At 69.3% G+C, this 26,461-nt stretch carries 31 protein-coding genes; 21 read left to right on the forward strand and 10 right to left on the reverse strand.

Annotation, left to right across the window (positions count from 1 at the left end; all coding sequences use genetic code 11):
* Positions 1-107: 107 nt before the first annotated feature.
* The 9 genes from map (at position 108) to truA (ending at position 6,886) form a co-directional block, all read left to right on the forward strand.
* Positions 108-944: a type I methionyl aminopeptidase gene (gene map / locus ABZ098_RS07075; protein ID WP_356588054.1), complete on the forward strand. Its 837-nt coding sequence runs from the start codon at positions 108-110 to the stop codon at positions 942-944.
* Positions 945-1,097: 153 nt separating this feature from the next.
* The gene (gene infA, locus ABZ098_RS07080; RefSeq protein ID WP_003948620.1) at positions 1,098-1,319 is read left to right on the forward strand and encodes a translation initiation factor IF-1; all 222 of its coding nucleotides are present in this window, start codon (positions 1,098-1,100) and stop codon (positions 1,317-1,319) included.
* 59 nt (positions 1,320-1,378) lie between these two features.
* On the forward strand, positions 1,379-1,492 hold the full coding sequence (gene rpmJ / locus ABZ098_RS07085) for a 50S ribosomal protein L36 (protein WP_003998809.1): 114 nt from the start codon (positions 1,379-1,381) through the stop codon (positions 1,490-1,492).
* A gap of 187 nt (positions 1,493-1,679) precedes the next feature.
* Positions 1,680-2,060, forward strand: coding sequence for a 30S ribosomal protein S13 (rpsM, locus tag ABZ098_RS07090; RefSeq protein ID WP_356588056.1), 381 nt, complete (start codon positions 1,680-1,682; stop codon positions 2,058-2,060).
* 70 nt (positions 2,061-2,130) lie between these two features.
* The gene (rpsK, locus tag ABZ098_RS07095) at positions 2,131-2,535 is read left to right on the forward strand and encodes a 30S ribosomal protein S11 (protein WP_003956432.1); all 405 of its coding nucleotides are present in this window, start codon (positions 2,131-2,133) and stop codon (positions 2,533-2,535) included.
* A gap of 148 nt (positions 2,536-2,683) precedes the next feature.
* The gene (locus ABZ098_RS07100) at positions 2,684-3,706 is read left to right on the forward strand and encodes a DNA-directed RNA polymerase subunit alpha (RefSeq protein WP_003966937.1); all 1,023 of its coding nucleotides are present in this window, start codon (positions 2,684-2,686) and stop codon (positions 3,704-3,706) included.
* Between the two features lie 163 nt (positions 3,707-3,869).
* Positions 3,870-4,379, forward strand: a complete 510-nt coding sequence (gene rplQ, locus ABZ098_RS07105) for a 50S ribosomal protein L17 (protein ID WP_356588058.1) — start codon at positions 3,870-3,872, stop codon at positions 4,377-4,379.
* A 160-nt stretch (positions 4,380-4,539) separates the two neighbouring features.
* Positions 4,540-5,961 carry a hypothetical protein gene (locus ABZ098_RS07110; protein ID WP_356588060.1) on the forward strand — a complete coding sequence of 474 codons (1,422 nt, stop codon included), beginning with the start codon at positions 4,540-4,542 and terminating at the stop codon, positions 5,959-5,961.
* Between the two features lie 64 nt (positions 5,962-6,025).
* Positions 6,026-6,886 carry a tRNA pseudouridine(38-40) synthase TruA gene (gene truA / locus ABZ098_RS07115; RefSeq protein WP_356588062.1) on the forward strand — a complete coding sequence of 287 codons (861 nt, stop codon included), beginning with the start codon at positions 6,026-6,028 and terminating at the stop codon, positions 6,884-6,886.
* 69 nt (positions 6,887-6,955) lie between these two features.
* On the opposite strand, the gene ABZ098_RS07120 is transcribed toward truA, so the two are convergent.
* Positions 6,956-7,168, reverse strand: coding sequence for a hypothetical protein (locus tag ABZ098_RS07120; protein WP_356588064.1), 213 nt, complete (start codon positions 7,166-7,168; stop codon positions 6,956-6,958).
* 13 nt (positions 7,169-7,181) lie between these two features.
* Positions 7,182-8,264, reverse strand: coding sequence for a glycosyltransferase family 2 protein (locus ABZ098_RS07125; RefSeq protein ID WP_356588066.1), 1,083 nt, complete (start codon positions 8,262-8,264; stop codon positions 7,182-7,184).
* 496 nt (positions 8,265-8,760) lie between these two features.
* On the opposite strand from ABZ098_RS07125, the gene ABZ098_RS07130 reads away from it, so the two are divergent.
* A complete protein-coding gene (locus tag ABZ098_RS07130; protein ID WP_356588068.1) occupies positions 8,761-10,140 on the forward strand; it encodes a cellulose binding domain-containing protein in 1,380 nt (459 codons plus the stop codon).
* 58 nt (positions 10,141-10,198) lie between these two features.
* Here ABZ098_RS07130 and ABZ098_RS07135 read toward each other — a convergent pair whose 3' ends face one another.
* Positions 10,199-11,089 carry a hypothetical protein gene (locus ABZ098_RS07135; RefSeq protein WP_356588070.1) on the reverse strand — a complete coding sequence of 297 codons (891 nt, stop codon included), beginning with the start codon at positions 11,087-11,089 and terminating at the stop codon, positions 10,199-10,201.
* 503 nt (positions 11,090-11,592) lie between these two features.
* On the opposite strand from ABZ098_RS07135, the gene rplM reads away from it, so the two are divergent.
* The 3 genes from rplM to glmM all read left to right on the forward strand — a co-directional run bounded on the left by rplM (position 11,593) and on the right by glmM (position 14,149).
* Complete coding sequence (gene rplM, locus ABZ098_RS07140; RefSeq protein WP_356588072.1) at positions 11,593-12,036, forward strand: 50S ribosomal protein L13; 444 nt, start codon at positions 11,593-11,595, stop codon at positions 12,034-12,036.
* Between the two features lie 42 nt (positions 12,037-12,078).
* Positions 12,079-12,600, forward strand: a complete 522-nt coding sequence (rpsI, locus tag ABZ098_RS07145) for a 30S ribosomal protein S9 (protein WP_123762524.1) — start codon at positions 12,079-12,081, stop codon at positions 12,598-12,600.
* Positions 12,601-12,790: 190 nt separating this feature from the next.
* Complete coding sequence (gene glmM / locus ABZ098_RS07150; protein WP_356588074.1) at positions 12,791-14,149, forward strand: phosphoglucosamine mutase; 1,359 nt, start codon at positions 12,791-12,793, stop codon at positions 14,147-14,149.
* Between the two features lie 103 nt (positions 14,150-14,252).
* Here the strand turns inward: glmM and ABZ098_RS07155 are convergent, their stop codons facing one another.
* From ABZ098_RS07155 to ABZ098_RS07165, 3 genes are all read right to left on the reverse strand, one after another.
* Entirely contained in the window at positions 14,253-15,170 is a 918-nt protein-coding gene (locus ABZ098_RS07155) for a DUF389 domain-containing protein (RefSeq protein WP_356588076.1), read from the reverse strand.
* Between the two features lie 26 nt (positions 15,171-15,196).
* Entirely contained in the window at positions 15,197-16,165 is a 969-nt protein-coding gene (gene coaA, locus ABZ098_RS07160) for a type I pantothenate kinase (protein WP_356588078.1), read from the reverse strand.
* Between the two features lie 117 nt (positions 16,166-16,282).
* Complete coding sequence (locus ABZ098_RS07165) at positions 16,283-17,230, reverse strand: CbrC family protein (RefSeq protein WP_356588080.1); 948 nt, start codon at positions 17,228-17,230, stop codon at positions 16,283-16,285.
* Between the two features lie 225 nt (positions 17,231-17,455).
* Between ABZ098_RS07165 and glmS the strand changes: the two genes are divergently transcribed.
* A complete protein-coding gene (glmS, locus tag ABZ098_RS07170; RefSeq protein ID WP_356588082.1) occupies positions 17,456-19,291 on the forward strand; it encodes a glutamine--fructose-6-phosphate transaminase (isomerizing) in 1,836 nt (611 codons plus the stop codon).
* Positions 19,292-19,306: 15 nt separating this feature from the next.
* Here glmS and ABZ098_RS07175 read toward each other — a convergent pair whose 3' ends face one another.
* Together ABZ098_RS07175 and ABZ098_RS07180 are read right to left on the reverse strand one after the other, a co-directional pair.
* Complete coding sequence (locus tag ABZ098_RS07175; protein WP_356588084.1) at positions 19,307-19,495, reverse strand: DUF397 domain-containing protein; 189 nt, start codon at positions 19,493-19,495, stop codon at positions 19,307-19,309.
* Between the two features lie 8 nt (positions 19,496-19,503).
* Entirely contained in the window at positions 19,504-20,340 is an 837-nt protein-coding gene (locus tag ABZ098_RS07180) for a helix-turn-helix transcriptional regulator (protein WP_356588086.1), read from the reverse strand.
* Between the two features lie 171 nt (positions 20,341-20,511).
* Here ABZ098_RS07180 and ABZ098_RS07185 point away from each other — a divergent pair, with 171 nt between their 5' ends.
* The gene (locus ABZ098_RS07185) at positions 20,512-20,913 is read left to right on the forward strand and encodes an ATP-binding protein (protein WP_356588088.1); all 402 of its coding nucleotides are present in this window, start codon (positions 20,512-20,514) and stop codon (positions 20,911-20,913) included.
* Between the two features lie 9 nt (positions 20,914-20,922).
* Here ABZ098_RS07185 and ABZ098_RS07190 read toward each other — a convergent pair whose 3' ends face one another.
* Entirely contained in the window at positions 20,923-21,558 is a 636-nt protein-coding gene (locus ABZ098_RS07190) for a histidine phosphatase family protein (RefSeq protein WP_356588090.1), read from the reverse strand.
* A 663-nt stretch (positions 21,559-22,221) separates the two neighbouring features.
* Between ABZ098_RS07190 and ABZ098_RS07195 the strand changes: the two genes are divergently transcribed.
* Positions 22,222-22,593 carry a holo-ACP synthase gene (locus tag ABZ098_RS07195; protein WP_053846761.1) on the forward strand — a complete coding sequence of 124 codons (372 nt, stop codon included), beginning with the start codon at positions 22,222-22,224 and terminating at the stop codon, positions 22,591-22,593.
* 108 nt (positions 22,594-22,701) lie between these two features.
* Here ABZ098_RS07195 and ABZ098_RS07200 read toward each other — a convergent pair whose 3' ends face one another.
* On the reverse strand, positions 22,702-22,989 hold the full coding sequence (locus ABZ098_RS07200) for a hypothetical protein (protein WP_356588092.1): 288 nt from the start codon (positions 22,987-22,989) through the stop codon (positions 22,702-22,704).
* Positions 22,990-23,443: 454 nt separating this feature from the next.
* Here ABZ098_RS07200 and ABZ098_RS07205 point away from each other — a divergent pair, with 454 nt between their 5' ends.
* The 5 genes from ABZ098_RS07205 to ABZ098_RS07225 all read left to right on the forward strand — a co-directional run bounded on the left by ABZ098_RS07205 (position 23,444) and on the right by ABZ098_RS07225 (position 26,398).
* A complete protein-coding gene (locus ABZ098_RS07205; RefSeq protein ID WP_356588094.1) occupies positions 23,444-23,833 on the forward strand; it encodes a hypothetical protein in 390 nt (129 codons plus the stop codon).
* Positions 23,834-23,942: 109 nt separating this feature from the next.
* Positions 23,943-24,155, forward strand: coding sequence for an RHS repeat-associated core domain-containing protein (locus ABZ098_RS07210; RefSeq protein ID WP_356589331.1), 213 nt, complete (start codon positions 23,943-23,945; stop codon positions 24,153-24,155).
* A gap of 70 nt (positions 24,156-24,225) precedes the next feature.
* Positions 24,226-24,441: a hypothetical protein gene (locus ABZ098_RS07215; RefSeq protein ID WP_356588095.1), complete on the forward strand. Its 216-nt coding sequence runs from the start codon at positions 24,226-24,228 to the stop codon at positions 24,439-24,441.
* A gap of 334 nt (positions 24,442-24,775) precedes the next feature.
* Positions 24,776-24,913 (forward strand): hypothetical protein, encoded by a 138-nt coding sequence (locus tag ABZ098_RS07220; RefSeq protein ID WP_356588097.1) that lies wholly within the window; start codon positions 24,776-24,778, stop codon positions 24,911-24,913.
* Positions 24,914-24,964: 51 nt separating this feature from the next.
* Positions 24,965-26,398: an NAD(P)H-hydrate dehydratase gene (locus ABZ098_RS07225; protein WP_356588099.1), complete on the forward strand. Its 1,434-nt coding sequence runs from the start codon at positions 24,965-24,967 to the stop codon at positions 26,396-26,398.
* Positions 26,399-26,461: the final 63 nt, after the last annotated feature.

Below are 26,461 nucleotides of genomic sequence, written 5' to 3' on the forward strand. Positions count from 1 at the left end.
CCGAGTACGACAGCCGCGGTTCCCTTCCGAGGGGGCCGCGGCTGCTGTGTGGGTGCACGTATCGTTGATGGCACCCGTCCCCTCCTCCTTCGAAAGGCTCCCGCCGCATGGTGCAGATCAAGACCCCCGAGCAGATCGCCAAGATGCGCGAGGCGGGGCTGGTCGTCGCCGCCATCCACGCGGCGACCCGAGAGGCCGCGGTGCCCGGGGCCACGACCAGGGATCTCGACCAGGTCGCGCGCAAGGTCCTCGCGGAGCACGACGCCAAGCCGAACTTCCTGGGCTACGGCGGCTTCCCGGCGACGATCTGCACCTCGGTGAACGAGGTCGTCGTCCACGGCATCCCGTCCGACGAGGTCGTCCTCAAGGACGGCGACATCATCTCCATCGACTGCGGCGCGATCATCGACGGCTGGCACGGGGACGCGGCCTACACGGCGTTCGTGGGCTCGGGCCACGCCCCCGAACTGATCGAGCTCTCCCGGGTCACCGAGGAGTCGATGTGGGCCGGCATCGCGGCGATGAAGCAGGGCAACCGGCTCGTCGACGTCTCCCGGGCCATCGAGACGTACATCCGCCGCCAGCCGAAGCCGGGCGGCGGCCGCTACGGGATCATCGAGGACTACGGCGGCCACGGCATCGGCACCGAGATGCACATGGACCCGCACCTGCTGAACTACGTCGACCGGCGCCGTGGGAAGGGGCCGAAGCTGGTCACCGGGTTCTGCCTGGCGATCGAGCCGATGGTGTCCCTGGGCACGCCCAGGACGGAGGTCCTGTCGGACGACTGGACGGTCATCACGACGGACGGCACGTGGTCCTCCCACTGGGAGCACTCGGTGGCGCTGACCGACGAGGGCCCGCTGGTGCTCACGGCTCCCGACGGCGGCAAGGCGAAACTCGCGGAGCACGGGGTCGTCGCGGCTCCGGACCCGTTGGCTTAAGGATCTCCTTCTCGGGGCATGAATCCTCGATTCGTGTTTCTGAGGCCCCTGACGTAGACTGACTCGTCGGCTCTCGTGCACCCGCATGTCCGCATGCGCCCTTCAGGGAAATGCAGGGGAGTCGATCAAGGTAGTCGATTCGAAGGGCGAAGCGTGGCCAAGAAGCAAGGTGCCATCGAGATCGAGGGCACTGTCGTCGAGTCTCTTCCGAACGCCATGTTCAAGGTCGAGCTCCAGAACGGCCACCAGGTCCTGGCTCACATCAGCGGAAAGATGCGTATGCACTACATCCGTATCCTCCCTGACGACCGGGTCGTGGTGGAGCTGTCTCCGTACGACCTGACGCGTGGCCGGATCGTCTACCGGTACAAGTAGATCTTGCCCGCATCCCGTTGCGGCGGGGTGGTGGCACTGACCCGGAGAACCTCAATCCCATGAAGGTCAAGCCGAGCGTCAAGAAGATCTGCGACAAGTGCAGGGTGATCCGCCGTCACGGTCGGGTCATGGTCATCTGCGAGAACCCGCGCCACAAGCAGCGCCAGGGCTGACGCAGGACCGAACCCTCTGCTCTCGCAGGGATTCGCGCGACGCAAGCTGAATATGTTCATACGCAGAGCCCAGACGTGCTTCGTCTGACACCCCCGGTTCGGAGGCCGGGGACCCAGTTCGTACCTGGTACGGCGGCTGGGAACCGGTTCTGCGGAAGACCTCCGAAGATCACCAGGAGCCATTGAAGTGGCACGCGTTTCCGGTGTTGACATCCCGCGCGACAAGCGCGTGGAGGTCGCCCTGACCTACGTGTTCGGCATCGGCCGGACCCTTTCTCAGCAGACGCTGGCCGAGACCGGCATCAACCCGAACACCCGCGTTCGCGACCTCTCCGAGGAGGAGCTCGTCGCGATTCGTGAGTACGTGGACGCCAACCTCAAGACCGAGGGTGACCTCCGTCGCGAGGTCCAGGCCGACATCCGCCGCAAGGTCGAGATCGGCTGCTACCAGGGTCTGCGCCACCGCCGTGGGCTGCCCGTCCGCGGTCAGCGCACCAGCACGAACGCTCGTACCCGCAAGGGCCCGCGTCGCGCCATCGCCGGCAAGAAGAAGCCGGGCAAGAAGTAGTCCTCAGCGGACAACGCTTCATCAGCGGTCTTCGCTGTAGGACCGACCACCTCCCCGTAGGAGTTTGTAGATGCCCCCCAAGGGTCGTCAGGGCGCTGCCAAGAAGGTGCGCCGCAAGGAAAAGAAGAACGTCGCTCACGGGCACGCCCACATCAAGAGCACGTTCAACAACACGATCGTCTCGATCACGGACCCCTCGGGCAACGTGATCTCCTGGGCCTCCGCCGGCCACGTCGGCTTCAAGGGCTCGCGCAAGTCCACCCCCTTCGCCGCGCAGATGGCCGCCGAGTCGGCCGCCCGCCGCGCGCAGGAGCACGGCATGCGCAAGGTGGACGTGTTCGTCAAGGGTCCCGGCTCCGGCCGTGAGACCGCGATCCGCTCCCTCCAGGCCACCGGCCTCGAGGTCGGCTCGATCCAGGACGTCACGCCCACCCCGCACAACGGCTGCCGTCCGCCGAAGCGTCGTCGCGTCTGACGTCACGGTCGCTTCGACCGGCTGCGGTTTCGGGCGGTACGGCTCTGTAAAGGGCCGTACCGCCCGTACCCTTGAAACACCACCGTCAGGCTCTGCCTGACGGCCTCAGGGCATCAAATAGTGGGTGCCCCTGAACTGAAGGATTCACATGCTGATCGCTCAGCGTCCCTCGTTGACCGAAGAGGTCGTCGACGAGTTCCGCTCCCGGTTCGTGATCGAGCCGCTGGAGCCGGGCTTCGGCTACACCCTCGGCAACTCCCTCCGCCGCACCCTCCTGTCGTCGATCCCCGGCGCTGCTGTCACCAGCATCCGCATCGACGGCGTCCTGCACGAGTTCACCACCGTGCCGGGCGTCAAGGAGGACGTCACCGACCTGATCCTCAACATCAAGCAGCTGGTCGTCTCCTCGGAGCACGACGAGCCGGTCGTGATGTACCTGCGCAAGCAGGGCCCGGGTCTGGTCACCGCCGCCGACATCGCGCCCCCGGCCGGTGTCGAGGTGCACAACCCCGACCTCGTCCTCGCCACGCTCAACGGCAAGGGCAAGCTGGAGATGGAGCTCACGGTCGAGCGTGGCCGCGGTTACGTCTCCGCCGTGCAGAACAAGCAGGTGGGCCAGGAGATCGGCCGTATCCCGGTCGACTCCATCTACAGCCCCGTGCTCAAGGTCACGTACAAGGTCGAGGCGACCCGTGTCGAGCAGCGCACCGACTTCGACAAGCTGATCGTCGACGTCGAGACCAAGCAGGCGATGCGTCCCCGTGACGCCATGGCCTCCGCCGGTAAGACCCTGGTCGAGCTGTTCGGTCTCGCCCGTGAGCTGAACATCGACGCCGAGGGCATCGACATGGGCCCGTCCCCCACGGACGCCGCTCTCGCCGCCGATCTGGCGCTGCCGATCGAGGAGCTGGAGCTCACCGTTCGGTCGTACAACTGCCTCAAGCGTGAGGGCATCCACTCCGTGGGTGAGCTCGTGGCGCGCTCCGAGGCCGACCTCCTGGACATCCGCAACTTCGGCGCGAAGTCCATCGACGAGGTCAAGGCGAAGCTGGCCGGCATGGGCCTGGCCCTGAAGGACAGCCCGCCCGGATTCGACCCGACCGCCGCCGCGGATGCCTTCGGCGCGGATGACGACGCCGATGCCGGGTTCGTCGAGACCGAGCAGTACTAAGAGCTCGGGACCGACTGCCGGTTCCTGGCTGCCGGCCCGCTGTGGCTGGTCGCGCAGTTCCCCGCGCCCCTTGGGGCGCGGGGTCTCCGACGAGCAAACCCGCTCGCTCGGATACTGACCCCGGTACCTGATACGGCCGGGGCAGACATCTAGGAGAAACACCATGCCGAAGCCCACCAAGGGTGCCCGTCTGGGCGGCAGCGCCGCGCACGAGAAGCTGCTCCTCGCGAACCTCGCGAAGAGCCTCTTCGAGCACGGCCGCATCACCACCACCGAGGCGAAGGCGCGCAAGCTGCGTCCGTACGCCGAGCGTCTGATCACCAAGGGCAAGAAGGGCGACCTTCACAACCGCCGTCAGGTGCTTCAGGTGATCACGGACAAGAGCGTCGTGCACACGCTCTTCACCGAGATCGGCCCGCGCTACGAGAACCGTCCCGGTGGCTACACCCGCATCACCAAGATCGGTAACCGTCGTGGCGACAACGCGCCCATGGCCGTCATCGAGCTGGTCGAGGCGCTGACGGTCGCGCAGGAGGCCACGGGCGAGGCCGAGGCCGCCACCAAGCGTGCCGCCAAGGACGCCGAGGCCGCCCCGGCCACCGAGGAGACCAAGGTCGACACGACCAAGGACGCCGAGGCGGAGGACGCTGCCGAGGAGTCCAAGGACGCGTAAGCGTTCCGCGCCCCTGGCGTGATTGCGGGCCCGTTCCTTTCGAGGAGCGGGCCCGTTCGCGTTGTGGCGCAAAGGGACCGCAACCTCACAGCGGACTCACAGGTCATGCATACGGCGTCGCCGATCCGGTGCGCCTGATGTCCGAGTCACGGGGGGTTCCATGACCAGTCTCGCCGCCGTGCGGCGTACCGTCTCCGCTCTCGCGCTGGCCGCCCTGGCCGCCGGCGCGCTCGCCGGGCCCGCGCGGGCCCAGGAGGAGCCGTTGCCGGTCTCCGTCACCGGCCCCGACAACGTGAACCTCTCGCTGCAACCGGATCCCGGTGAGCCGGGTGAGCCGCGCGAGCCGCAGATCGAGCTCGGACTGCGGGCGCCCGGCGAGCCCGTGCCGGACGAGAACGGGGTCATCTATCCGATCCACCAGGGCGACTACACGGTCACGGTGGACGCCAGCTCCCTGGCCGGTGTCGCGGCCGTCGACTTCTCCCGCCTCGGCGGGTGGCAGGGCTGCTCCGTCGACGGGCTGGTCGCGACCTGCCACGACTACGAGATCTACGCCGGCCAGGATTACAACGACCTGGGCGGCATCAGACTCGACGTGACCGACGAGAGCGCCGCGGGAGACTTCGGCACCATCGAGGTCACGGCCGCGGGCGAGGGCCTGGCCTTCACCGGGCACACGGTGGACGTGCTGGTCGGCGGTCCCGAGCTGCGGATGAGGCAACTGTCCGAGCCCGAGGGCTTCAAGGCGGGCGACACCTTCCAGGCCCCGCTGGGCTTCCGCAACCTGGGCGGGCTGGGCGGCAAGGGCGTCGTGCTGCGGATCTACGGCAGCCGGGGCCTCTCCTTCCCCAGCACCTTCTCGAACTGCTGGTACGACCCGCGCGACCCCGACGACCTGCGCGGAGGCTCCAAGGCGCTCTGCGTCTTCGACAGCGAGTTCGCCGCGCAGACGGCGTACGGGCTGAGCTCTCCCTTCCCGATCGAGACGGCCGGCTTCGCCCTCTACGACGTGATGTCCTACTCCTTCAGCGCGGTCCCCGCCGACCAGGTCGGGAAGCTGCTGGCGGAGGGCGACTACCGAGCGGGCACCGGGCCCGAGCTGGGGCTGGTGCGGCTGCCGGACGCCGATCCCGCGGGCTACACCCGGAACGCGGAGATGGACTTCCCGACGAAGAACACCTTCGACCTCGACCTGACCGGTGAGCGGCTGCGGGCCCGCAAGGGGCAGACGGTGTCGGTGGACGTCGGCTTCGCCAACCACGGCCCCGCCTGGCTGGCCATCCTCCGCTCCGGCGGCGAGCCGATCTCCTTCTGGGTCGACCTTCCGCCGGGAACCACGACCACCACGGCCCCCGAGAGCTGCCGGGCCGCCGACTGGGAGGGCGCCGAGGGCGACTACCTCTGCTCCATCGACACCCCGATCCTGGAGGACGCCTCCCGCACCTTCACCTTCGGCCTCCGCGTCGACGAGGTGATCAGGAACGCCACCGGCCGGGCGTTCTTCGCGTACACCATGCCGAACGAGGGCAACCCGGCGAACGACTCCGGCACGATCGTGCTGAACCCGAGGGGCCGGCACTGACCGTCCGCAGCGCGGGCCCGCCCCTCGGGGCGGGCCCGTTCCGCGTTCCTGAGAGGATCGGGGGGTGAGCGACGAAGTACAGCCCGGTCAGGTCCGTGTCCGCCTCGACCTCTCCTACGACGGCACCGACTTCTCCGGATGGGCCAAGCAGGCCGGCGGCCGGCGGACCGTACAGGGCGAGATCGAGGACGCGCTGCGGACGGTCACCCGGTCCAAGGACGTGACGTACGAGCTGACCGTGGCGGGACGGACCGACGCGGGGGTGCACGCGCGGGGGCAGGTGGCGCATGTGGATCTGCCCGAGGAGCTGTGGGGGGAGCATCGGGAGAAGCTGCTGAAGCGGTTGGCGGGGCGGCTGCCGAAGGATGTGCGGGTGTGGTCGCTGCGGGAGGCCCCGGCCGGGTTCAACGCGCGGTTCTCCGCGATCTGGCGGCGGTACGCCTATCGCGTCACCGACGATCCCGGGGGCGTCGACCCGCTCCTGCGCGGACACGTCCTGTGGCACGACTGGCCGCTGGACGTCGACGCCATGAACGAGGCGGCGGCCCGGCTGCTCGGGGAGCACGACTTCGCCGCGTACTGCAAGCGGCGTGAGGGTGCGACGACCATCCGCACGCTCCAGGAGCTGAGCCTGGTGCGCGGTGACGACGGGATCGTCACCGCCACCGTGCGGGCCGACGCCTTCTGCCACAACATGGTGCGCTCGCTGATCGGGGCGCTGCTGTTCGTGGGGGACGGGCACCGGGGCCCGGACTGGCCGGGCAAGGTGCTGGCCGCCGGCGTACGGGACTCGGCGGTCCATGTCGTACGGCCGCACGGGCTGACCCTGGAGGAGGTCGGGTATCCGGCCGACGACTTGCTGGCGGCGCGGAACAAGGAGGCGCGGAACCGGCGGACGCTGCCTACCGCGGGATGCTGCGGTTGACGAGCCTGGCGGTGGGAGTGGGCCAGAGGTTCTGCGCGGCAGTGCCTCTGGCCCCGTGCGCCGGTGACGTCACGAAACGGCCCGTCGGGACCTGCTCCGTCCTTGGGCCGCCCGGCGGTCGTGGCGGCGCCGCTTGAGGGACAGCAGATAGGTGATCACACTGGCGGTGACGATGGTGACCGTGATGGCCAGCACGAACTGGTCGAAGTCCGTCACCTTGGTCACGGCGTAGGCGATGCCGGCGAGAATCGCGCAGGCACCCAACCCCCTGAGGGTGTTCATTTTTCTCCCCCGCCTACTTCCAGGCGGACACGCGAGTCACATAGGACTTCAGAATGGACGAAACGAGCCAGTATCCCCGCACGACGGTGTAGACGAGCTCGGGGATCAGCACGGCCTCGACGAGCATCGCCTTCCAACCGAGGTTTCGTACGCGCAATGCGGGATAGACGATCCAGAACGCGAAGAGGGACAACAGCAGGGGGTGCTGGGAGAAGCCGTGCTGAGCCGCCACGGCGAGCTGCGGAGCGCCCCAGACGCAGATGTACGCGATGCCGATGAGCCCCATGATCATCGTGCTGATCGAGTGCCAGGTGAACTTCGTCCAGCCGCGGCGACGCAGTGTGTCGACGGTTCCCCGGCTCCACCGCTCCCGCTGCTGGATGAGCTCGCGCAGCGTGGGCATGAGGTCGGTGTAGGCGATGCAGAGCTGGTTGGCGGTCACCTTCCAGCCGGACTCCTTGAGCGCCAGCGTGGTCTCGTAGTCCTCGACCAGGTTGCGGTGGTCCTCCCAGAAGACCTCGCCCCGCCAGTCGATCAGGCCCTGAAGGGCCTCGGCGCGGTAGAAGGAGCCGGCGCCGGACATCGTGTGGACGTCCTTGCGGTAGCGCGCGTTGGCGGCCCGGCCGTACTCGATGATCTGCATGCCGAGCAGGTACCGCTGCCAGGGATTGCGCCACAGGTCGGTACGGCCGAGGCAGGCGGCGCTGACGCCGCCGAGCTCGGGGTCGGACGCGATGACGTTGCGGGCCCGCTCGATGAACCTCGGGTGCAGTTCGGTGTCGGCGTCCATGACGAGGACATGGCCCACCCGGCCGTTGAGCCGGCCGCCCACGTGCTCCCGGAGCCGGTGCAGACCGTAGTTGAGGGCACCGGCCTTTTTGTGCGGGTTGTCGTCGAGGGTCAGGACGACGGTCGCCGGAGTGCGCGGGTCGTCGGCGAAGGTGCGGGCGAAGTCCTCGGTGCGGTCGGTCGAGTTGTTGACGACCACGATGATGAGGTCCGGCCGCCGAGTCTGCCCGGCCAGCGATTCCAGGGAAGTGAGTACCCCGACCTCCTCGTTCCGCGCGGGAACGAGGACGACGGTCTCGTAGAGCATCGTGTCCGTGGTCGCGACGGCGCCTTCGTAGGCACCGCGGCCTCTTCGATGGCGGCTGCGCGCAGCGCGCGCCGAATCCGCGCGCTCTTCGCGCGCAATCGTGCCTGACAAAACGATTCTCCCCACCCCAAGCGTCTCCACAACGACCCCACCGTTGTGCGAGCACCGCGAAACTCTGGGGAAGATACCGCACGAATGTCCGCCCGACCCATGGTCATCCAGGCAGTGAACGCGCCCGCGTGGGCGCGCGAGATGGCGCCCGAGGGCTCTCTCGCGCCCTCTTCGTGTGGTAAAGGCTGATAATTCCGGCAATCGGTAGCGATGGCTCCGATGGTGGTCGTGTTCAAGGTCACACATGAAGCTGCAGAAAAGAACATCTGGTGAAGATGTGCCTAGGATGCGCTGCGATGTTCACCGATAGACTCTGGGGCCTTTCGTGACCCGCCGCCGCCGCTCATCGTCCCCTCGGGGACGCAACGCGCTCGTACTTGTTCTCGTGGTGGGCCTGCTCGTCGCAGGTGGCACCGTGCTCTACTCCTGGTGGCGGTCGGCCGAATCCTCTCCCGTCCTCACCGTCCGCTACCGGACGGACGCTCCCGCCAGGACGGGCGTGGCGAAACCCTGGCTGGAAGTCATCAACACGTCCGACCGGACCGTGAAGCTCAGTGACGTCACCCTGCGGTACTACTACACGGCGGACGGTGACACCGCGTACGGGTCCAACTGCGTCCAGACGTCCCTCGGCTGTTCCCGCATCACCGGGAGGACCGTCGCCGCGGAGGACCCCGCGCCCAAGGCCGACCACTACCTGCTCATCGGCTTCACCGAGGCGGCCGGCACCCTGAAGCCCGGCGGGACGACCGAGGGCATCGGGATCCAGCTCTACCGCGTCGACCACGAGAAGCTGAACCAGGCGGACGACCGCTCCTTCGATGCCGAGGACACCACCTACCAGGAGTCCAAGCTGGTGACCGCCTATCTGGGCGGCACGCACGTCTGGGGTGAGGAACCGGACGGCGACACCCCGTCCTCCGGACAGACCTCGCCCGGCACCCCCGGCGCGTCCGCGTCGCCGGTGGCCGCGCCGCCCGCCGGAGTCCTCTTCGACGACTTCGACTACACCGGTCCCGACGATCCCGCCCTCGCCGCCAACGGCTGGGCGGCCCGCTCCGGTGAAGGCGGCCCGGGCATCGAGGACAGCTGGTCGGCACAGGGCGTCGACTTCCCCGCCGCGGGGGACGGCGGCACGGGACAGGCGCTCCGGTTGCGAGCCAGCACGGACGGCACCGAGTCAGGCACCCGGCAGGCCGAGTTCCACAGCTCCCGGCCGACGTTCTTCACCGGCACCCTCGTCGCCCGCGTGCACCTCAGTGACAAGCCCGTGAGCGGCGCCGACGGCGACCACGTCTCCCAGTCCTTCTTCACCATCTCGCCCGACCACGAGTCGCCGAAGTACAGCGAACTCGACTACGAGTACCTGCCCAACGGAGGCTGGGGCCGGTACGGGCCGCTGCTCGACACCACCAGCTGGCGCAGCAGCGACCAGGGGGACCGGGTCACCAGCTCCCAGAACCAGAAGCTCGGCGGCTGGCACACCATGGTCATCACCGCGACCGACGACAAGGTCGTCTACTCGCTGGACGGCCGCAAGCTCTTCACCAGCGGCAAGAAGTACTTCCCGCGCGAGCGGATGACCATCAACTTCAGCGCATGGTTCATCGATCTCCCCTTCAAGGGGTCGCGCGCCTGGGAGATGAAGGTCGACTGGCTGTACTACCAGGCCGACAAGGCGGTCTCCGCCAAGGACGCGGAGAAGGCCGTGACCGGCTTCGCGGCCGACGGGACGCCCTACGTGAACACCCTGCCGAAGGCGTGAGGGCGGGGCACCGGCGAGCGCCCGGCACGGTGCCCCGAGAAGACGGCAGGCGGTGCCGCTACTCGCTCGCGGCCGCCGAAGCCTGGGCCTCGCCGCGACGGTGGATCTGGCGGAAGGTGAACTCGGCCAGGTTGTTGCCGATGCTGAAGACCGGGGTGTCCTGCTCCGTGACGTTCTTGCCGCTCGCGAAGCCGGCGATGGTGAAGTAGGCGTAGCGGCCGTAGGAGTTCGAGGTCGTGCGGCAGATCGCGGAGTTGCAGAAGGGCTTGACCGCACCGCCGGACAGCGACTTGACGATGTCCCTCTTGGTGTTGACCTGCCCCTTCGCCTTCGCCGCCTGGGCCTCCGTGTCGAAGACGGCCACGCCGACCGTCACCGAGACACCGTTCTTGGTGTAGCTGACGCGCATGAACTGGGTGCAGCCGTTGGCGTTGAGGATCTTGCCGAGGCTGGCCTGGACGGTGTCCGCGGCGGCGCAGTTCTTCGTGTCGGAGGTCGTGCCCTTCTTGTACACGGTCGAGCCCATGGTGAGCTGGGTGCCCGGGTACAGGATCCGCGCGCTGAGCGGGGCCGAGTCCTTGGCCTTGCTGGCGATGAAGTCCTTCGGGTCCAGCGGCGGCGGGACGCTGGTGGGTGCGAACGACGGGGCGGTTCCGGTGGCGCTGGGGATCGCGGCGGACGACAGCGAGGACGTCGGCTTGTTCGCCTCGTCGCCACTGCCGTTCGCCGACACGACGGCCATCGCCACGGCCGTGCCGATCCCGACCGTGGCGAGCGCGCCGCCCACGATGAAGAACAGCCGACGCCGTTTGTTGCGGATCTCGGAGGCCTCGGCGAGCGCGGCCCAGTCCGGAGTCTGCTCGCCCCCGCCGCTGCTCCACGGCTGCTGCGACTGCGGTTTCCAGGGATCCCACTGGGACGGGGGTCCCCCCTGCTGCCCAAAGCTCATGGGGCGCATCTTAGACGGGGCACACGGGGTACTGCTCCGTCCCAACAAGCCCCTCAGCCCCCGGCGTTCAGGGAAGAAGCACGGCCAAACATGACATCTCCGGGTGATTGGTGTGGCGTTCTGCCTGGCCGTCGGTTTCGAGCCGGTGAGGATGTGGGGCGCGCCCATGGCACATGTGGCGCCGGCCACGCCGGGGGCGTACCGGACGACCTGTGACATGTCCGCGACCGCCGGGGGCACCGGCGGTTCGGCTGCCCAGGTGGATGGCGGGGCCGTACGCTGGAGGGCTCGTTTTGACCCGCCCGTGGGGGCGTGGGTATCCTGCTTCTTCGTTGTGTATTGGCTCGCTCGTTCTCATGCGAGAGGCCTCTACCTAGGTTCCCTGGAGCAGTTACCAGTGGGCGGCATACGGGCAGTGCCCCGGCCATTGTCGTCCCCAGCTGCACGATCGCTTCAGTGATGCCATGTGTCAGCACCCATCCACTGAAGAAGAAGGCTGCGAAGTGCGTACGTACAGCCCCAAGCCCGGCGATGTGACTCGCCAGTGGCACGTCATTGACGCTCAGGACGTCGTCCTGGGTCGTCTGGCTACCACTGCCGCGAACCTCCTCCGTGGCAAGCACAAGCCGACCTATGCCCCGCACATGGACATGGGCGACTTCGTCATCATCATCAACGCCGACAAGGTTCACCTGTCCGGCAACAAGAAGACCCAGAAGCTGGCGTACCGCCACTCCGGTTACCCGGGTGGTCTGCGCTCCGTCCGCTACGACGAGCTGCTGGCGAAGAACCCCGAGAAGGCCGTCGAGAAGGCCATCAAGGGCATGATCCCCAAGAACAGCCTGGGCCGTCAGATGCTCACGAAGCTGAAGGTCTACTCGGGCGACCAGCACCCGCACGCTGCCCAGCAGCCGGTGCCGTTCGAGATCACCCAGGTCGCGCAGTAAGTCCGGCCACCCCCTAAGACTGAACAGAATCTGAGGAGAATCGTGGCCGAGACCACCGTCGAGACGCCCGTCGAGGGCGAAGAGATCGTCGACATCGACAGCTACACCACCGAGTCCGAGGTCCCCGTCGAGGGCGAGTACACCTCGGAGTCGCTCGCGTCCCGCTTCGGCGACCCGCAGCCGGCCGCCGGCCTGGGCCGTCGCAAGAACGCCATCGCCCGCGTCCGGATCGTCCCGGGCACCGGCAAGTGGAAGATCAACGGTCGCACCCTCGAGGACTACTTCCCGAACAAGGTGCACCAGCAGGAAGTCAACGAGCCCTTCAAGGTGCTCGAGCTCGAGGGCCGCTACGACGTCATCGCCCGCATCGCGGGTGGCGGTGTCTCCGGCCAGGCCGGTGCGCTCCGTCTCGGTGTCGCCCGCGCGCTGAACGAGGCCGACGTGGACAACAACCGCGGCGCCCTCAAGAAGGCCGGCTTCCTCCGTCGCGACGACCGTGCGGTCGAGCGCAAGAAGGCCGGTCTCAAGAAGGCCCGCAAGGCTCCGCAGTACAGCAAGCGTTAATCTTCGCTGCCTGTTCTGCTCGTACCTGCTCGTTCCCGCGAGTCAGTAGTACGTCCGTTCGCCCCGGCGGCACGCCACAGTGCCGCCGGGGCGTTCGTTTATCACAGCCCTGGGCGTATAACGGCACAAGGCGCTCAAAGGCTCATGTGATCGGATGATCTCCGTAACTGACGCTTCCTCAGGAGGACAAGTGGGACGACTCTTCGGCACGGACGGCGTGCGCGGCGTCGCCAACGCGGATCTGACGGCCGAGATGGCGCTCGGTCTGTCCGTCGCGGCGGCACACGTGCTGGCCGAGGCGGGTACGTTCCAGGGCCACCGGCCGACGGCGGTGGTGGGACGGGACCCGCGCGCGTCCGGGGAGTTCCTGGAGGCCGCCGTCGTCGCGGGCCTCGCGAGCGCCGGCGTGGACGTCCTGCGCGTCGGAGTGCTGCCCACGCCCGCGGTGGCGTACCTCACCGGTGTGCTCGGCGCCGACCTCGGCGTCATGCTCTCCGCCAGCCACAACGCCATGCCCGACAACGGCATCAAGTTCCTCGCGCGCGGCGGGCACAAGCTCGACGACGAGCTGGAGGAGCGCATCGAGGCCGTCTACGAGGAGCACAAGGGCGGCGAGCCCTGGGAGCGGCCGACCGGCGGCGGTGTCGGCCGGGTCCGTGAGTACACCGAGGGCTTCGACAAGTACGTGGCGCATCTGATCGCCGTACTGCCGAACCGCCTCGACGGGCTGAAGATCGTCCTCGACGAGGCGCACGGCGCCGCCGCCCGGGTGTCGCCGGAGGCGTTCTCGCGGGCCGGTGCCGAGGTGATCACCATCGGTGCCCAGCCGGACGGGCTCAACATCAACGAGGGCTGCGGCTCCACGCACCTCGGGCTGCTGAAGGCCGCCGTCGTCGAGCACGGTGCGCATTTCGGCATCGCGCACGACGGGGACGCGGACCGGTGCCTGGCCGTTGACCACACCGGTGAGGAGGTGGACGGCGACCAGATCATGGCCGTGCTCGCGCTGGCGATGAAGGAGCGGGGCGCGCTGCGGGCGGACACCGTGGTGGCCACCGTCATGTCCAACCTCGGGTTCAAGCTGGCGCTGGAGCGGGAGGGGCTGCGGCTCGTCCAGACCGCGGTGGGCGACCGGTATGTGCTGGAGGAGATGAAGGCGCACGGGTACGCCCTCGGGGGCGAGCAGTCCGGGCACGTCATCATCCTGGATCACGCCACCACCGGCGACGGGACGCTGACCGGGCTGATGCTGGCGGCTCGCGTCGCGCAGAGCGGGCGGTCGCTGAAGGAGCTGGCTTCCGTGATGGAGCGGCTTCCGCAGGTGCTGATCAACGTGCCCGACGTGGACCGCTCGCGGGTCGCCACGTCCGGGGAGCTGGCGGCGGCGGTCACTGAGGCCGAGCGTGAACTCGGGGCCACCGGGCGGGTGTTGCTGCGGCCGTCGGGTACCGAGCCGTTGGTTCGGGTGATGGTTGAGGCGGCGGATATCGATCAGGCTCGGTCTGTCGCGGGGCGGCTCGCGGATGCTGTGAAGTCGGCGTTGGGCTGATGTCCGGGTTCGGGGTGGGGGTCCTGTGCGTTGGGGCTGCGGGTCCGTTGTGCCTGGTCGCGCCCACGCGGCGGAGCCGCCTGTCGGACAGAGCCCCGCGCCCCTAGGCTCGTTTCCAGAGCCACTTCTGAAAGAGCAGCGTAAGAGTGCCTGCCAGCACGATGCCCAGTAGGTTCAGCAGGAGCTGTTCAGTCGAACCCCAGGCCTGCTTGTACTCGCTGTAGCTGAAGGCCACGGCGGCGTTCGCGGCAGCGGGGACCGTGGTCACCGAGATCGCCACGCCCACCAGGGCGCCCGACTTGGCCGAGGTCAGGGAGAGGGTGCCCGCGCAGCCCGCGAGGACGGCCACGACGAAGGAGAACCAGTCGGGCCGGTAGATGAAGTTGGTGTTGGGGCGTTCGGCGTCGAGTTGTGCCGCGCTGAACAGGTGCACCGCGTCCATGAAGTAGCTGAACCCCACCGTGACGACCATTGCCGCCACGAAACCCACCAAGAGCGCGATCACCGAGCGGCCCGCCAGACGCGGGTTGCGCTGGACGATCGCCGTGCTGAAGGCCGCCAGGGGGCCGAACTCCGGGCCCACCGCCATCGCGCCCACGATCAGGATCGCGTTGTCGAGGACCACACCGCAGGCCGCGATCATCGTGGCCAGCGTGATGAACGCGAGATAGGTGATGGAGAGGGTCGACTCCTCGTGCGTCGCCTCCGTCAGGTGCTCCCACAGGACCGCGTCCACGCCCTCGCCGGGTGCGTCGTCCTCGGCCTTGTCGGCGCGCTCGGAGAGCGACAGGTCGATGTTCTCGACGGCGATGGAGCCGGTCTTGTCGAGGTCCAACTTCCGCAGCTCGTCGATGAGTTCGTCACCCGCCTCCCGCGCCACGTCGCACATCACCACGTCGCCGGCCGGATCGCGGGCGGCGCCCGGCATCACGACGAGGTGGGTGGTGCCGACCGTCCTCTCGATCAGGCGGACCACGTCGTCGGTCTTCTCGGCCGGGGCGATCAGGCGCAGATGCAGCATGACGCCTTTCTAACAGGCGCCGTCGCTCAGAGTTTGCGGAGGCTGAGCTTGCGCACCTTGTGGTCCTGGCCCTTGCGGATGACGAGGGTGGCGCGGCCACGGGTGGGGGCGATGTTCTCCACCAGGTTGGGCTTGTTGATGGTGCGCCAGAGGGTGCGGGCGTAGTCGACGGCCTCCTCCTCCGAGACCTGGGTGTACTTCCTGAAGTACGAGTCGGGGTCCTGGAAGGCGGTCTGCCGGAGCTTCTTGAACCGGCTGAGGTACCAGCGCTCGATGTCCTCGGCGCTCGCGTCGACGTACACGCTGAAGTCGAAGTAGTCGGCGAGACCGACGCGGGTGCGGCCGTCCGTGCCGGGGAGGGCGGGCTGCAGGACGTTGAGGCCCTCGACGATCAGGATGTCGGGGCGGCGCACGGTGAGCCGCTGGTCCGGGACGATGTCGTAGATCAGGTGGGAGTAGACGGGGGCGGTGACCTCGTCCTTGCCCGCCTTGATGTCGGCGACGAAACGGGTCAGCGCGCGGCGGTCGTACGACTCCGGGAAACCCTTGCGGGACATCAGCCCGCGCGCCTCCAGCTCCCGGGTGGGCAGCAGGAAGCCGTCGGTGGTGACCAGCTCCACGCGCGGGTGCTCGGGCCAGCGGGAGAGCAGGGCCTGGAGGAGACGGGCGACGGTCGACTTTCCCACGGCGACCGATCCCGCGACCCCTATGACGAACGGGGTGCCCGCCTGGGAGCCCTGCTCGCCGAGGAAGGTGTTCAGGGCGCCTCTGAGGCCGTCGGTGGCGCCGACGTAGAGATTGAGCAGCCGGGACAGCGGGAGGTAGATGTCCCGCACCTCGTCGAGGTCGATGACGTCACCGAGGCCGCGCAGCTTCTCGACCTCTTCGGCGTTCAGCGGGAGCGGCGTCTTCTCGCGCAGAGCGCTCCACTCGGTGCGGGTGAGGTCGACGTAGGGAGTCGCCTCCGGCTTGTGCCGGTGGGCGCTCCGGGGCATCGGGGAGACCGGAGAGATCACAGTCCATTGTTAACGGAGTTTGAACGGGGTGGGGGGTGGGGTGCGTCACGCGGGCTTCGGGCGCGGGCTCGGCGGCGGGGCTCGGTACGGCACTCGTCAGGTGGAGTCGGCGTAGGCGAGGTGGGTGGCGCAGCGGCGGCAGCGGAAGAGGTACGCGGTGGGCTGGTCGTCCTTGTCGAGGGAGCCGAGGACGTCCTCGACCTCGTCCGGCGGCAAGGTCCGCGCGGCGCAGCGCCGGCGGAGGTCCTCGACGGCGTCCGGGTACCTCTCGAGCTCCCGCGCTCCGGCGAGACCGAGGAACTCGGCGCCGTCGCCGCAGTGGGTGAGCCAGGTCGGGGACTGCCAGGCGAGGAACCCCGGTGTGTGCCGCAGGATCGCGGTCACGACGGCTTCGGGTACGTCCCCCTCGACGCCGTCGGCGAAGGTGGCGTCGTAGCGCTCGGCGGCCTTGCCGAAGGCGACGCAGTACGGGCAGACGCCGCTGGCCGGGGCGTCGGCGGCGTAGAGGGGGCCGGTGTAGACCCAGCCGCGTTCCTGTCCGCAGCATGCGCAGAGCTCGTCGGAGACGGTGACGGAGCCGGTGGCGACGGGGTCGGGGTGGTAGGGGAACCGGGGGAGGGCGGGGCGTCGGCGGGGCTCCGGCTGCGGGGAGATCAGGAGCTGGATCGCCTGGCCGGTCAGGGCCTCCGGGGCCACGACGACCGCTTCCGCGCGCAGGCTCTCCGGGAGGTGTCTCCGGTCGGCCTCGTTCGTGAGGACGGTCGGGCACTCAAGAGGGAGGACGGCGGCGCCGGTACGGCGGGCGAGGTCGGCGACGCGGTCCATGATCTGCCCGGGAGAGAAGCGGTTGAAAGTGAGCCCGAGGGCGTCACCGTAGACCTCCGATCCTCCACCGTCCCCGGCTTCGAGGTCCCAGGACTCCGGGAGGCCGGTGGGTGGCAGTCCGCCCACGGTGACGGGGCCGAGGACGTCGCGTATCGCGGATACGTCCATGGGGGCGGGGTGTCCGCCGGCGAAACGGCAGACGTACATGCTGTGACTCATGGGGTTCCTAGGGATGCGGTAGGCCTGCTCGGATTCGGCGGGCCCGACCAGGGGGTGATCAGGGCTGGAATCCCCTCACCTGGATCATGCTCCTGTGCCCGTGCCCGTGCCTGCCCGGCTCGGACACCTCGAATGGGGTTGGCTCGTTCTCACCGATGCTCCGATATCCGAATTCGGGCACGAAGTGCCGTGTTCCGGTGCCCCTCGCCCCCTAGGCTGCCGCGCATGTGCGGAATCGTGGGATACGTGGGGTCGCAGTCGGCGCTCGATGTCGTGATGGCCGGGCTGAAGAGGCTGGAGTACCGGGGGTACGACTCGGCAGGCGTCGCCGTGCTGGCGGACGGCGGGCTGGCGGCGGCGAAGAAGGCCGGGAAGCTGGTCAATCTGGAGAAGGAGCTGCTGGACCGGCCGCTCCCGAGCGGACTCACCGGTATCGGGCACACACGCTGGGCCACGCACGGCGGGCCGACGGACGCCAACGCGCACCCCCATCTGGACAACGCGGGCCGGGTGTCGGTCGTCCACAACGGCATCATCGAGAACTTCGCCGCGCTGCGGGCCGAGTTGGAGGACCGGGGGCACGCGCTCGCCTCCGAGACCGACACCGAGGTCGTCGCGCACCTGCTCGCCGAGGAGTTCTCGGCGACGGCCGACCTCGCGGAGGCGATGCGGCTGGTGTGCCGGCGGCTGGAGGGGGCGTTCACGCTGGTGGCCGTCCACGCGGACGACCCGGACGTGGTCGTGGGCGCGCGCCGGAACTCGCCGCTCGTGGTGGGCGTGGGGGAGGGGGAGGCGTTTTTGGCCTCGGACGTGGCGGCCTTCATCGCCCACACCCGCTCCGCGATCGAGCTCGGCCAGGACCAGGTCGTGGAGCTGCGGCGCGACGGCGTGACCGTCACCGGGTTCGACGGGCGCCCCGCCGACGTCCGCTCCTTCCACATCGACTGGGACGCCTCCGCCGCCGAGAAGGGCGGCTACGACTACTTCATGCTCAAGGAGATCGCCGAGCAGCCGAAGGCGGTCGCCGACACCCTGCTCGGCCGCATCGACGCGGCCGGCTCCCTGACGCTGGACGAGGTCCGGATCTCCGACGCCGAGCTGCGGGAGGTGGACAAGGTCGTCATCGTGGCCTGCGGTACGGCCTTCCACGCGGGGATGATCGCCAAGTACGCCATCGAGCACTGGACCCGGATTCCGTGTGAGGTGGAGCTGGCCAGTGAGTTCCGCTACCGGGACCCGATCCTCGGACCGCGCTCCCTCGTCATCGCCATCTCCCAGTCCGGGGAGACCATGGACACGCTCATGGCGCTGCGGCACGCCCGCGAGCAGGGTTCCAAGGTGCTCGCGATCTGCAACACCAACGGGTCGACGATCCCCCGGGAATCGGACGCGGTCCTCTACACGCACGCGGGGCCCGAGGTCGCCGTGGCGTCGACGAAGGCGTTCCTCACGCAGCTCGTGGCGTGTTACCTGGTGGCGCTGTACCTGGGGCAGGTGCGCGGGACCAAGTGGGGCGACGAGATCTCCGCCGTCATCCGGGACCTGTCGCACATCTCCGGTGAGGTGGAGCGGGTGCTGGAGACGATGGAGCCGGTGCGGGCGCTGGCCCGGTCACTGGCCGACCACTTCCTTGGGCGGCACGTCGGTTATCCGGTCGCGCTGGAGGGCGCGCTGAAGCTGAAGGAACTCGCCTACATGCACGCCGAGGGCTTCGCGGCGGGGGAGTTGAAGCACGGGCCCATCGCGCTCATCGAGCAGGACCTGCCCGTCGTGGTGGTCGTGCCGTCGCCGCGGGGGCGCTCGGTGATCCACGACAAGATCGTGTCCAACATCCAGGAGATCCGGGCCCGGGGTGCGCGGACCATCGTGATCGCGGAGGAGGGGGACGAGGCGGTGGCGCCGTACGCCGACCATCTGATCCGGATCCCGGCCACGCCGACGCTTCTCCAGCCACTGGTGGCGACCGTGCCGTTGCAGGTCTTCGCGTGCGAGCTGGCGACGGCTCGCGGGAACGAGGTGGATCAGCCTCGGAACCTGGCGAAGTCGGTCACGGTGGAGTAGCGGCGGGCACCGACGTTACACGGGGTTACGGCCGCTCTTGAGGGTGTCGAGGAAGGCGGTGAAGGAGGCGAGGGGGAAGGTGAGGGTGGCGGTGGTGGGGGTCTTGGAGTCGCGGATGGATATGTGGGTGCGGGAGTTGGCTATCTCGACACATTCGTTACCGTCGCCGCCGCCGGAGTGGGACGACTTCCGCCAGTTGTCCATGAGGTCCCTCACAGCTCCTTCGCCAGCCCGTGGATGAAGTCACGAGTCTGGTCCGGTTCGAGTGATACGGCCTCCACCATATGGAAGCGCGTTCGATAACTGCCGAGCTGGGCCTCGGCGTCGATGAAGATTGAGCCATGGGGCGTGTCCCGGACCACCGTGTCCAGCTTGGGCAGAGGGCCGCCCACGTACGTCATGGTGCTTGAGGCTCTGGCGAAGCCGTCCAGGTCGAAGGGGATGGCACGCAACGTGATGTGGTCCGCCTCGGACATCTCAAGGAGCCGGGCGAGTTGGGCCTTCGATGCGGTGCGGTCGCTGACTCTGATCCGAAGCGCGGCCTCATGGATCACCGCTTTGTACGGGATGGTGATCTGCTGCCGTGCCTTCCGGTGCTGGATGCGCACCTCCATCTCGTCATCGGTGAGTTCGGGCAGTCTGTCCGAGAAGACGGCGCGGGCGTAGTCCTCCGTCTGTAGCAGCCCCGGCACGTACAGGACGGCAACGTGGTGCTGGAACCGGGCATGGTGCTCCAGCTCGGACAAGTCCAGGAAAGACGTGGGCAGGCGGCCCCGATACTCCTCCCACCAGCCACGGGTCCGGTCGGTGGCCATCGCGACCAACGCTTCGATGAACTCCTTGTCCGTACAGGCGTAGTGGCTCGCGAGGCGGCGTAGACGATCCTCGCTCACGCCTGCGAGCCCGGATTCGATGTGGCTCATCTGGGCGCGGTTCGCCCCGAGCAGTGCTGCGGCCTCGATAGCGGTGAGTCCCGCCGCTTCGCGGAGTCTGCGCAGTTCGGTCCCCAGCCGCACCTGGCGTGCGGTGGGTTCGCGCCTCAGGACCATGGGTTGCTCCTCGTTCGGGGGCGGCTCACGTGATCCGCTTGCTACGGTCCACATGTTAGCCCTACCGTCGGTGACGCAGCCGTCACTCTGCGGAAGAGCACCGCTCCGTCATGCCATCACGGATGCGACACCGCCACCGCAACCAACCCTCATCTGAACGGAGTTCTTCGCATGCCCGAAAACGATCCCTGGGAGTACACCCTGTACATCCCGAACGACGTCAGAGCCGTCACCGTCGCCCGCCGTACCCTCCGGCTCATCCTCACGATGCACGGCCTGATCCGCCTGACCGACACCGCGGAGCTCCTCGCGGCGGAGTTGGTCTCGAACGCCGTACGGCACACGAAAGGGCCGGCCGCGCTGCGGGTGCGCTGGTCGGTGGGAGTGCTGCGGATCGGGGCGTGGGACGCGGAGCCCGAACCTCCCGAGCCGCCAGGGGAGTTGGATCTACTGGAGGAGGCTGGGAGAGGGCTGGCGTTGGTGAAGGCGTGTGCCGACCTGTGGGGGTGGCAGCCGTTGGCCAGACACGGCAACCGGGGGAAGTACGTGTGGTGCGAGCTCGCCGCGGCCTGACCGGCGCGGTCAGACGTGCAGCTCCCGAGGGAAGCCCGTCCAGCGCAGTTCCGTGGGCAGGTGTCGCATGTCGTTGGAGACGAGGACGGAGGCCGCTCGGCCGGGCGCGTAACGGATGACCGTGAGCGCCGCGTTGGCGTGGTTGAGGCCGAGCCAGCGCCACTTCGGGGCGTGCAGGGCATCCCGGACGAGCCAGGCGACGAGGAAGTTGTGGGTCACGACCAGCTCGTGCCGGTCCTCCTCGCCGTCCACCGGGCCGGTGAACAGGTCGAGTGCACGGCGGGCCAGCGCGGCGCCCTGTTCCCGTTCCTCGTCGGTGGTGTCGGCGAGGAAGCGGAGGTAGAAGTCGGCTGAATCGGGCGGGAGTTCGGCCTTCTGGGGGACGTAAGGCACGTAGTCGCCCGCCGCCTCCGAGACGCGCAGGGGGACGTTCTTCAACTGGTCGTGGATCAGACGGGCGGTCTGTGCCGCCCGCGGCAGCGGGCCATGGTGAACGGCCGTGAACGGGATGTCCTGGAGGCGTCGACCGAGCAGAGTGGCCTGCTGACGGCCGGCCCCGGACAGTTCGCTCTCGTCCGGCAACGCCTCGCCGTGCCGTACGAGATAGAGGTAGCGGGTGGCTGTGCCGGTCGTCTCAAGCTGCACGGTGAGCGGTCTCCTCGACATGGACATCTGGCGTGATCATGGTCACTTCGGCCTGTGTGAGTCATGAGGCTCTTGTGGACGGTGTAAAGACGGCTTAAAACTCTCCTTGCTCTGGTTCATGAACATGGGGGTCCCGTGCGTCCGGCACGTCCACTTGGTGTCTTCGCCGCCTTCGGGCCGGCCACGGTCCTGACCGTCCTGTGCGTGGGCGGATGCTCGGCCGACTCGGAGGGCGCGGAGCGTTCGCCGGTGAGCTCGGCGTCCCCGACCGCGGATGCCCTCAAGGCCAAGCCCTCGGCGTCCCCCTCCCCTGGTGAATCCCCCTCCGCGTCCCCCACGCCTTCGAAAACCCCGACGTCCGCGCCGACGCGCAAGGCGCAGACCTCCTCGTCCCAGGGGGGGTGGGTCCGTGGGATCGACCCGTACCGGTGGTTCCAGTGGCTCCAGTACGACCGCGGGCGGCTCGGGCGGCGGATCCGGCACCCTCCCCCAGAACCCCAACCGCGGCCCGACGCCTCCCCCCGCACCGCCCCGGCCGACCCCCACCCCGGAGTGGACATCGGGTGCCTGGAAGCCCGGTGATCCCGTGCAGACGACCGCTCCGGTGATGACGCCCGGTCAGAGCTGACCGCGACGGTGCCGAGAGGATCGTAAAGTGCCCGGATGAGCATCATCGGGGTCGGAATCGACGTCGCCGAGATCGAGCGGTTCGCGGCGTCGCTGGAGCGTACGCCGGGGATGGCCCGGCGGCTGTTCCTGGACAGTGAGTTGACGCTGCCCAGCGGGGAACGGCGGGGGGTCGCCTCGCTCGCCGCCCGGTTCGCCGCGAAGGAGGCCCTGGCCAAGGCCCTCGGGGCTCCGGCCGGGCTGCACTGGACCGATGCCGAGGTGTACGTCGAGGACAGCGGGCAGCCGCGGCTGCGGGTCACCGGGACCGTCGCCGCGCGGGCTGCCGCGCTCGGGGTGCGGTCGTGGCACGTGTCGCTCAGCCATGACGCCGGGGTCGCGTCGGCCGTGGTGATCGCGGAGGGGTGACCAGGGAGGTCACCGAGGTCACCGACGCCTCCCCGTGTCGGCCGTGGTGATCACGGAGGGGTGACCACCGACTTAACCGAGGTCACCGAAACCTCCCCGCGTCGGCTCTCAGGCCGCCTGGTCCCAGTCCGTGTGGACGTCCTGTTCGCTCAGGGGATCGCGGCGACCGCCGCCGGTCGACTTCTCGCGAGCGCGCAGCGCGGCCCAGGCGACGGCTGACGCGCAGGTGAGGTACCAGGGCAGCGGCCAGAGGGTGTGCCACCAGCCGGCGTGCGGGGAGGCGGTGACGTCGACCGCGGCCGTGGCCATGGCGGCGGCCAGGCTCCAGCACAGCAGGCGCCCGGCCCAGCGGACGGCCAGGGCGAGGGGCCCGTCGGGTCTGTCCGGATCGATCATCGCGGGAACGTCCTCCACGGGATGGGCGACGGCCGCCGCCAGGGATGCGGATGCGGCTGCGCTCGCCGAAACGCCCTCAGTGTGCGGTTTGTAGGGCGTTCCGCACAGGGGTGGGATGGGGCGGCCGTGACGTCTGAGACGACCTCAGGTCCGGGCATATGCCCACAAGTACGTGAAGGTGCCAGGTGAGCGCTTTCGTTTCGGGTGGGGAACGGGACTGAATTTGGCCGGAAGTGAACGCCCTGGGCCTTCTTTCCTGGCCTGACCTGGCCTGAGCCTGGCCAAGATTGCGCTTTCGGACAAGCGCGCTGCCCCCTCACGGGCCGGAGCTGATCGTTCCTCGCCACTTCCCGGCCCGACGAGGTGCTTTCGTCCCGGTATTCCGCACCGAAGAGGTGGGACTGATTCCACCCCGCATGCACAGGACCTTCCGGGGCACGGCGGGCCGACCTGTGTGCTCCTTACGCACAACGCGGACGGCGAGGTCACCAAGGTCACCGACCCGCTCCAGCACTCCCGCCACAGCAAGTACGTCAACCACCTGGTGCAGACCGCCACGGACGCGATGGGCAGCGGCAGCGACGGCACCGGCGGCAACACCACCACCTACGGCTGGGACTCCCGCAACAACGCCACCTCCGCCAAGCTCCCGCTGGGCGCGACCGCGTCGGTGACGGCGTACCAGACCACCTCCGGCACCGCGGGCGCCACCCCGACAACTCCGAGCGCGCCAAGCTCGGTTCGCCCTGGTTCCACCAGACGGCACTGGGGCTCGCGTCCACGACCGCCAACGGCGTCGACACCGGATTCATCCGGGAACCGGCGGGCACCTGGAACTCCATGACGACTGGGGGAAGTCCTACTACTACCTCACCGACGGCACCGGCAACGTCACGGGCCTGGTCGACGACGCGGGCAAGCGCACCCACACCTACGCCTACGGCCCCACCGGCCTGCCCCGCGGCACGACCACCGAGGCAGCCCCGCAGTCGTGCCGCTACAGCGGCGCCTACCTCGACCCCACGGGCCTGTACAAGATGGGCGCCCGCTACTACGACCCCCAGCTCGGCCGCTTCACCCAGCCCGACCCCTCCGGAGAGGAGACCAAGTCCGGGGGCGCCGGCGCTGTCACCAAGAGTTTGAAGGCGGCCCGCACCGGGGCGTGACCGTTGCCTCCCCGGACCCGGTGCCGTCGGCTCCTGGGAGGTCCCCGCAACGCCTCACCGGGAGGTCCGCATGAACTCTTACCGTGGTCGCCTGACGGTGGTCCTGGCAGGAATCGCCGCCTTCTGCGTGGTGCTCTTCGTGTTCGTGCCCTGGGCTCAGGACAGCATGAACGGCGCCGCACGCACCGTTCTCGGCATCGTGCTCCTGGTGGCGCTCCTCGTCCCCCTCTTCTTCGGATGGTCCTGGGCGAACCGGGCTCGCCACGGTCGACCGGACCCGCGGTGACGATCGGCCGCACGAACGCGAGGCTCGGCCGTTCCCGACCCTCACGACATCGACATCGCCTCCCCCGGCAAAGGAGGAACAGGTGAACCAATTCGGCCTCGTCGTACTCATCGTCGTCGTGGCAGCGGTGGCGGTACTGGGCATGTGGTTGCAGGGCACGGGATTCCGGGACTATCTGCGCCGCAGGCGAGGGGAGAGGTGAGGAGCCGACGCGGGTGCGGGGCGATCTGCTGGTGCGTCAGGCGCAGGGGCCATGGGACCGGGCCAAGAGGGAAGTCGGCTGTATGGCGGCACGTCCCGCCGGGCCGGTTCGCCCTTGCTGAGGAGGTATTCCATGGCGGCTGCGACAGACGGCGTCGCCCTGGCCTACAAGGGCCTGGGCGGAGTTCCCACCTGGGTGATCGTCGCGGTGATCGTGTTCGTCGTGGTCTGGATGCTGGTGACCGCCGCCCGCCGCAAGCGCTCCCGGTGACAGACATCGACCGGTGACAGACATCGACATCGACGGGGGAGACTCGACCCCATGCGTACTGCGTACAACGTGGAGACGGTCAGGGCCGCCGAGCGGGAGCTGATGGCACGGCTGCCGGAGGGCACGCTGATGCAGCGGGCGGCCGCCGGGCTCGCCGCCGCCTGCGCGGACTTGCTGGGGCGGGTGTACGGCCGCAGGGTCGTGCTGCTCGTCGGGAGCGGGGACAACGGCGGGGACGCCCTCTACGCGGGGGCCCGCCTGGCGCGCCGGGGCGCCGGGGTCGCCGCCGTGCTGCTCGCGCCCGAACGCGCCCACTCCGCGGGGCTGGCCGCGCTGCGGCGGGCCGGGGGGCGGGCCGTGGGGGTCGACGGCGCCGAGCGGCTGATCGAGCAGGCCGACCTCCTCCTCGACGGGATCGTGGGGATCGGCGGCAAGGGCGGACTGCGACCCGACGCGGCCCGGCTGGCCGAGGCGGCCGAGCGGTCCCGCGCCGCCGTCGTCGCCGTGGACCTGCCCAGCGGGGTCGACGCGGACACCGGGGAGGTGCGCGGCGCGGCCGTGCGGGCCGACCTGACCGTCACGTTCGGGACGCACAAGCCGGGGCTGCTGATCGATCCCGCGCGGGAGTACGCCGGATCGGTGCGGCTCGTCGACATCGGGCTCGCCCTCCCGGCCCAGGCCGAGCTGGAAGCCCTCCAACACGTCGATGTACGGCGGCTGTTGCCCGTGCCGAGCGGCGAGAGCGACAAGTACCGGCGGGGCGTCGTCGGGATCGCGGCCGGGTCCGCGCGGTATCCGGGAGCCGCCGTGCTCGCCGTGTACGGGGCGCTGCGGGGCGGCGCCGGCGCCGTACGGTACGTCGGGCCCGCCGCGGACGCCGTGATCGCCCGCTTCCCCGAGACCCTCGTCTCCGACCGGGGGCCGAAGCAGGCCGGGCGGGTGCAGGCGTGGGTCGTCGGACCGGGGGCCGGGGACGACGCCTCCGCCGTGGGGGAGGTGCTGGCGTCGGACGTGCCGGTGCTCGTCGACGCCGACGGGCTGCGGCTCGCCGACCGGGACGCCGTACGCGCGCGTACCGCGCCGACCCTCATGACCCCGCACGCCGGAGAGGCCGCCGCGCTCCTCGGGGTGCCGCGCGAGGAGGTCGAGGGGGCCCGGCTCGCCTCGGCTCGAGAACTCGCCGGGCGCTACGAGGCGACCGTGCTGCTCAAGGGCTCGACCACGCTGGTCGCCGACGCGGGCGGCGGGGCCGTACGCGTGAACCCGACCGGCACGGCATGGCTGGCCACCGCCGGCAGCGGGGACGTCCTCTCGGGTCTCGCGGGGTCCCTGCTCGCGTCCGGGCTGAGCGCTCTGGACGCCGGCAGCGTGGGCGCCTACCTGCACGGGCTCGCCGGACGGTTCGCGGCGGACGGGGCCCCGGTGGGCGCGCACGACGTGGCCGAGGCCGTACCGGCGGCCTGGCGGGACGTGACGGACGCCTGACCGCGCCCGGCAGACGGGTGCATGGGCGCGAACTAGTACCTGATGGGACCAATACCGGTCGGT

This window comes from Streptomyces sp. NPDC006335 (assembly GCF_040612795.1).
Classification (GTDB): Bacteria; Actinomycetota; Actinomycetes; order Streptomycetales; family Streptomycetaceae; genus Streptomyces.

What these genes read in the sequence shown, in the direction of transcription:
- ABZ098_RS07110 (WP_356588060.1), top strand. Translation starts at nt 4,540, where the DNA reads ATGACCAGTCTCGCCGCCGTGCGGCGTACCGTCTCCGCTCTCGCGCTG.
- ABZ098_RS07155 (WP_356588076.1), bottom strand. Translation starts at nt 15,170, where the DNA reads ATGCTGCATCTGCGCCTGATCGCCCCGGCCGAGAAGACCGACGACGTG.
- ABZ098_RS07125 (WP_356588066.1), bottom strand. Translation starts at nt 8,264, where the DNA reads ATGCTCTACGAGACCGTCGTCCTCGTTCCCGCGCGGAACGAGGAGGTC.
- ABZ098_RS07100 (WP_003966937.1), top strand. Translation starts at nt 2,684, where the DNA reads ATGCTGATCGCTCAGCGTCCCTCGTTGACCGAAGAGGTCGTCGACGAG.
- map (WP_356588054.1), top strand. Translation starts at nt 108, where the DNA reads ATGGTGCAGATCAAGACCCCCGAGCAGATCGCCAAGATGCGCGAGGCG.
- ABZ098_RS07195 (WP_053846761.1), top strand. Translation starts at nt 22,222, where the DNA reads ATGAGCATCATCGGGGTCGGAATCGACGTCGCCGAGATCGAGCGGTTC.
- glmS (WP_356588082.1), top strand. Translation starts at nt 17,456, where the DNA reads ATGTGCGGAATCGTGGGATACGTGGGGTCGCAGTCGGCGCTCGATGTC.
- ABZ098_RS07185 (WP_356588088.1), top strand. Translation starts at nt 20,512, where the DNA reads ATGCCCGAAAACGATCCCTGGGAGTACACCCTGTACATCCCGAACGAC.
- ABZ098_RS07225 (WP_356588099.1), top strand. Translation starts at nt 24,965, where the DNA reads ATGCGTACTGCGTACAACGTGGAGACGGTCAGGGCCGCCGAGCGGGAG.
- ABZ098_RS07200 (WP_356588092.1), bottom strand. Translation starts at nt 22,989, where the DNA reads ATGATCGATCCGGACAGACCCGACGGGCCCCTCGCCCTGGCCGTCCGC.
- ABZ098_RS07135 (WP_356588070.1), bottom strand. Translation starts at nt 11,089, where the DNA reads ATGAGCTTTGGGCAGCAGGGGGGACCCCCGTCCCAGTGGGATCCCTGG.
- rplQ (WP_356588058.1), top strand. Translation starts at nt 3,870, where the DNA reads ATGCCGAAGCCCACCAAGGGTGCCCGTCTGGGCGGCAGCGCCGCGCAC.
- coaA (WP_356588078.1), bottom strand. Translation starts at nt 16,165, where the DNA reads ATGCCCCGGAGCGCCCACCGGCACAAGCCGGAGGCGACTCCCTACGTC.
- ABZ098_RS07120 (WP_356588064.1), bottom strand. Translation starts at nt 7,168, where the DNA reads ATGAACACCCTCAGGGGGTTGGGTGCCTGCGCGATTCTCGCCGGCATC.
- ABZ098_RS07165 (WP_356588080.1), bottom strand. Translation starts at nt 17,230, where the DNA reads ATGAGTCACAGCATGTACGTCTGCCGTTTCGCCGGCGGACACCCCGCC.
- ABZ098_RS07180 (WP_356588086.1), bottom strand. Translation starts at nt 20,340, where the DNA reads ATGGTCCTGAGGCGCGAACCCACCGCACGCCAGGTGCGGCTGGGGACC.
- ABZ098_RS07215 (WP_356588095.1), top strand. Translation starts at nt 24,226, where the DNA reads ATGAACTCTTACCGTGGTCGCCTGACGGTGGTCCTGGCAGGAATCGCC.
- rpsK (WP_003956432.1), top strand. Translation starts at nt 2,131, where the DNA reads ATGCCCCCCAAGGGTCGTCAGGGCGCTGCCAAGAAGGTGCGCCGCAAG.
- ABZ098_RS07175 (WP_356588084.1), bottom strand. Translation starts at nt 19,495, where the DNA reads ATGGACAACTGGCGGAAGTCGTCCCACTCCGGCGGCGGCGACGGTAAC.
- rpmJ (WP_003998809.1), top strand. Translation starts at nt 1,379, where the DNA reads ATGAAGGTCAAGCCGAGCGTCAAGAAGATCTGCGACAAGTGCAGGGTG.
- ABZ098_RS07220 (WP_356588097.1), top strand. Translation starts at nt 24,776, where the DNA reads ATGGCGGCTGCGACAGACGGCGTCGCCCTGGCCTACAAGGGCCTGGGC.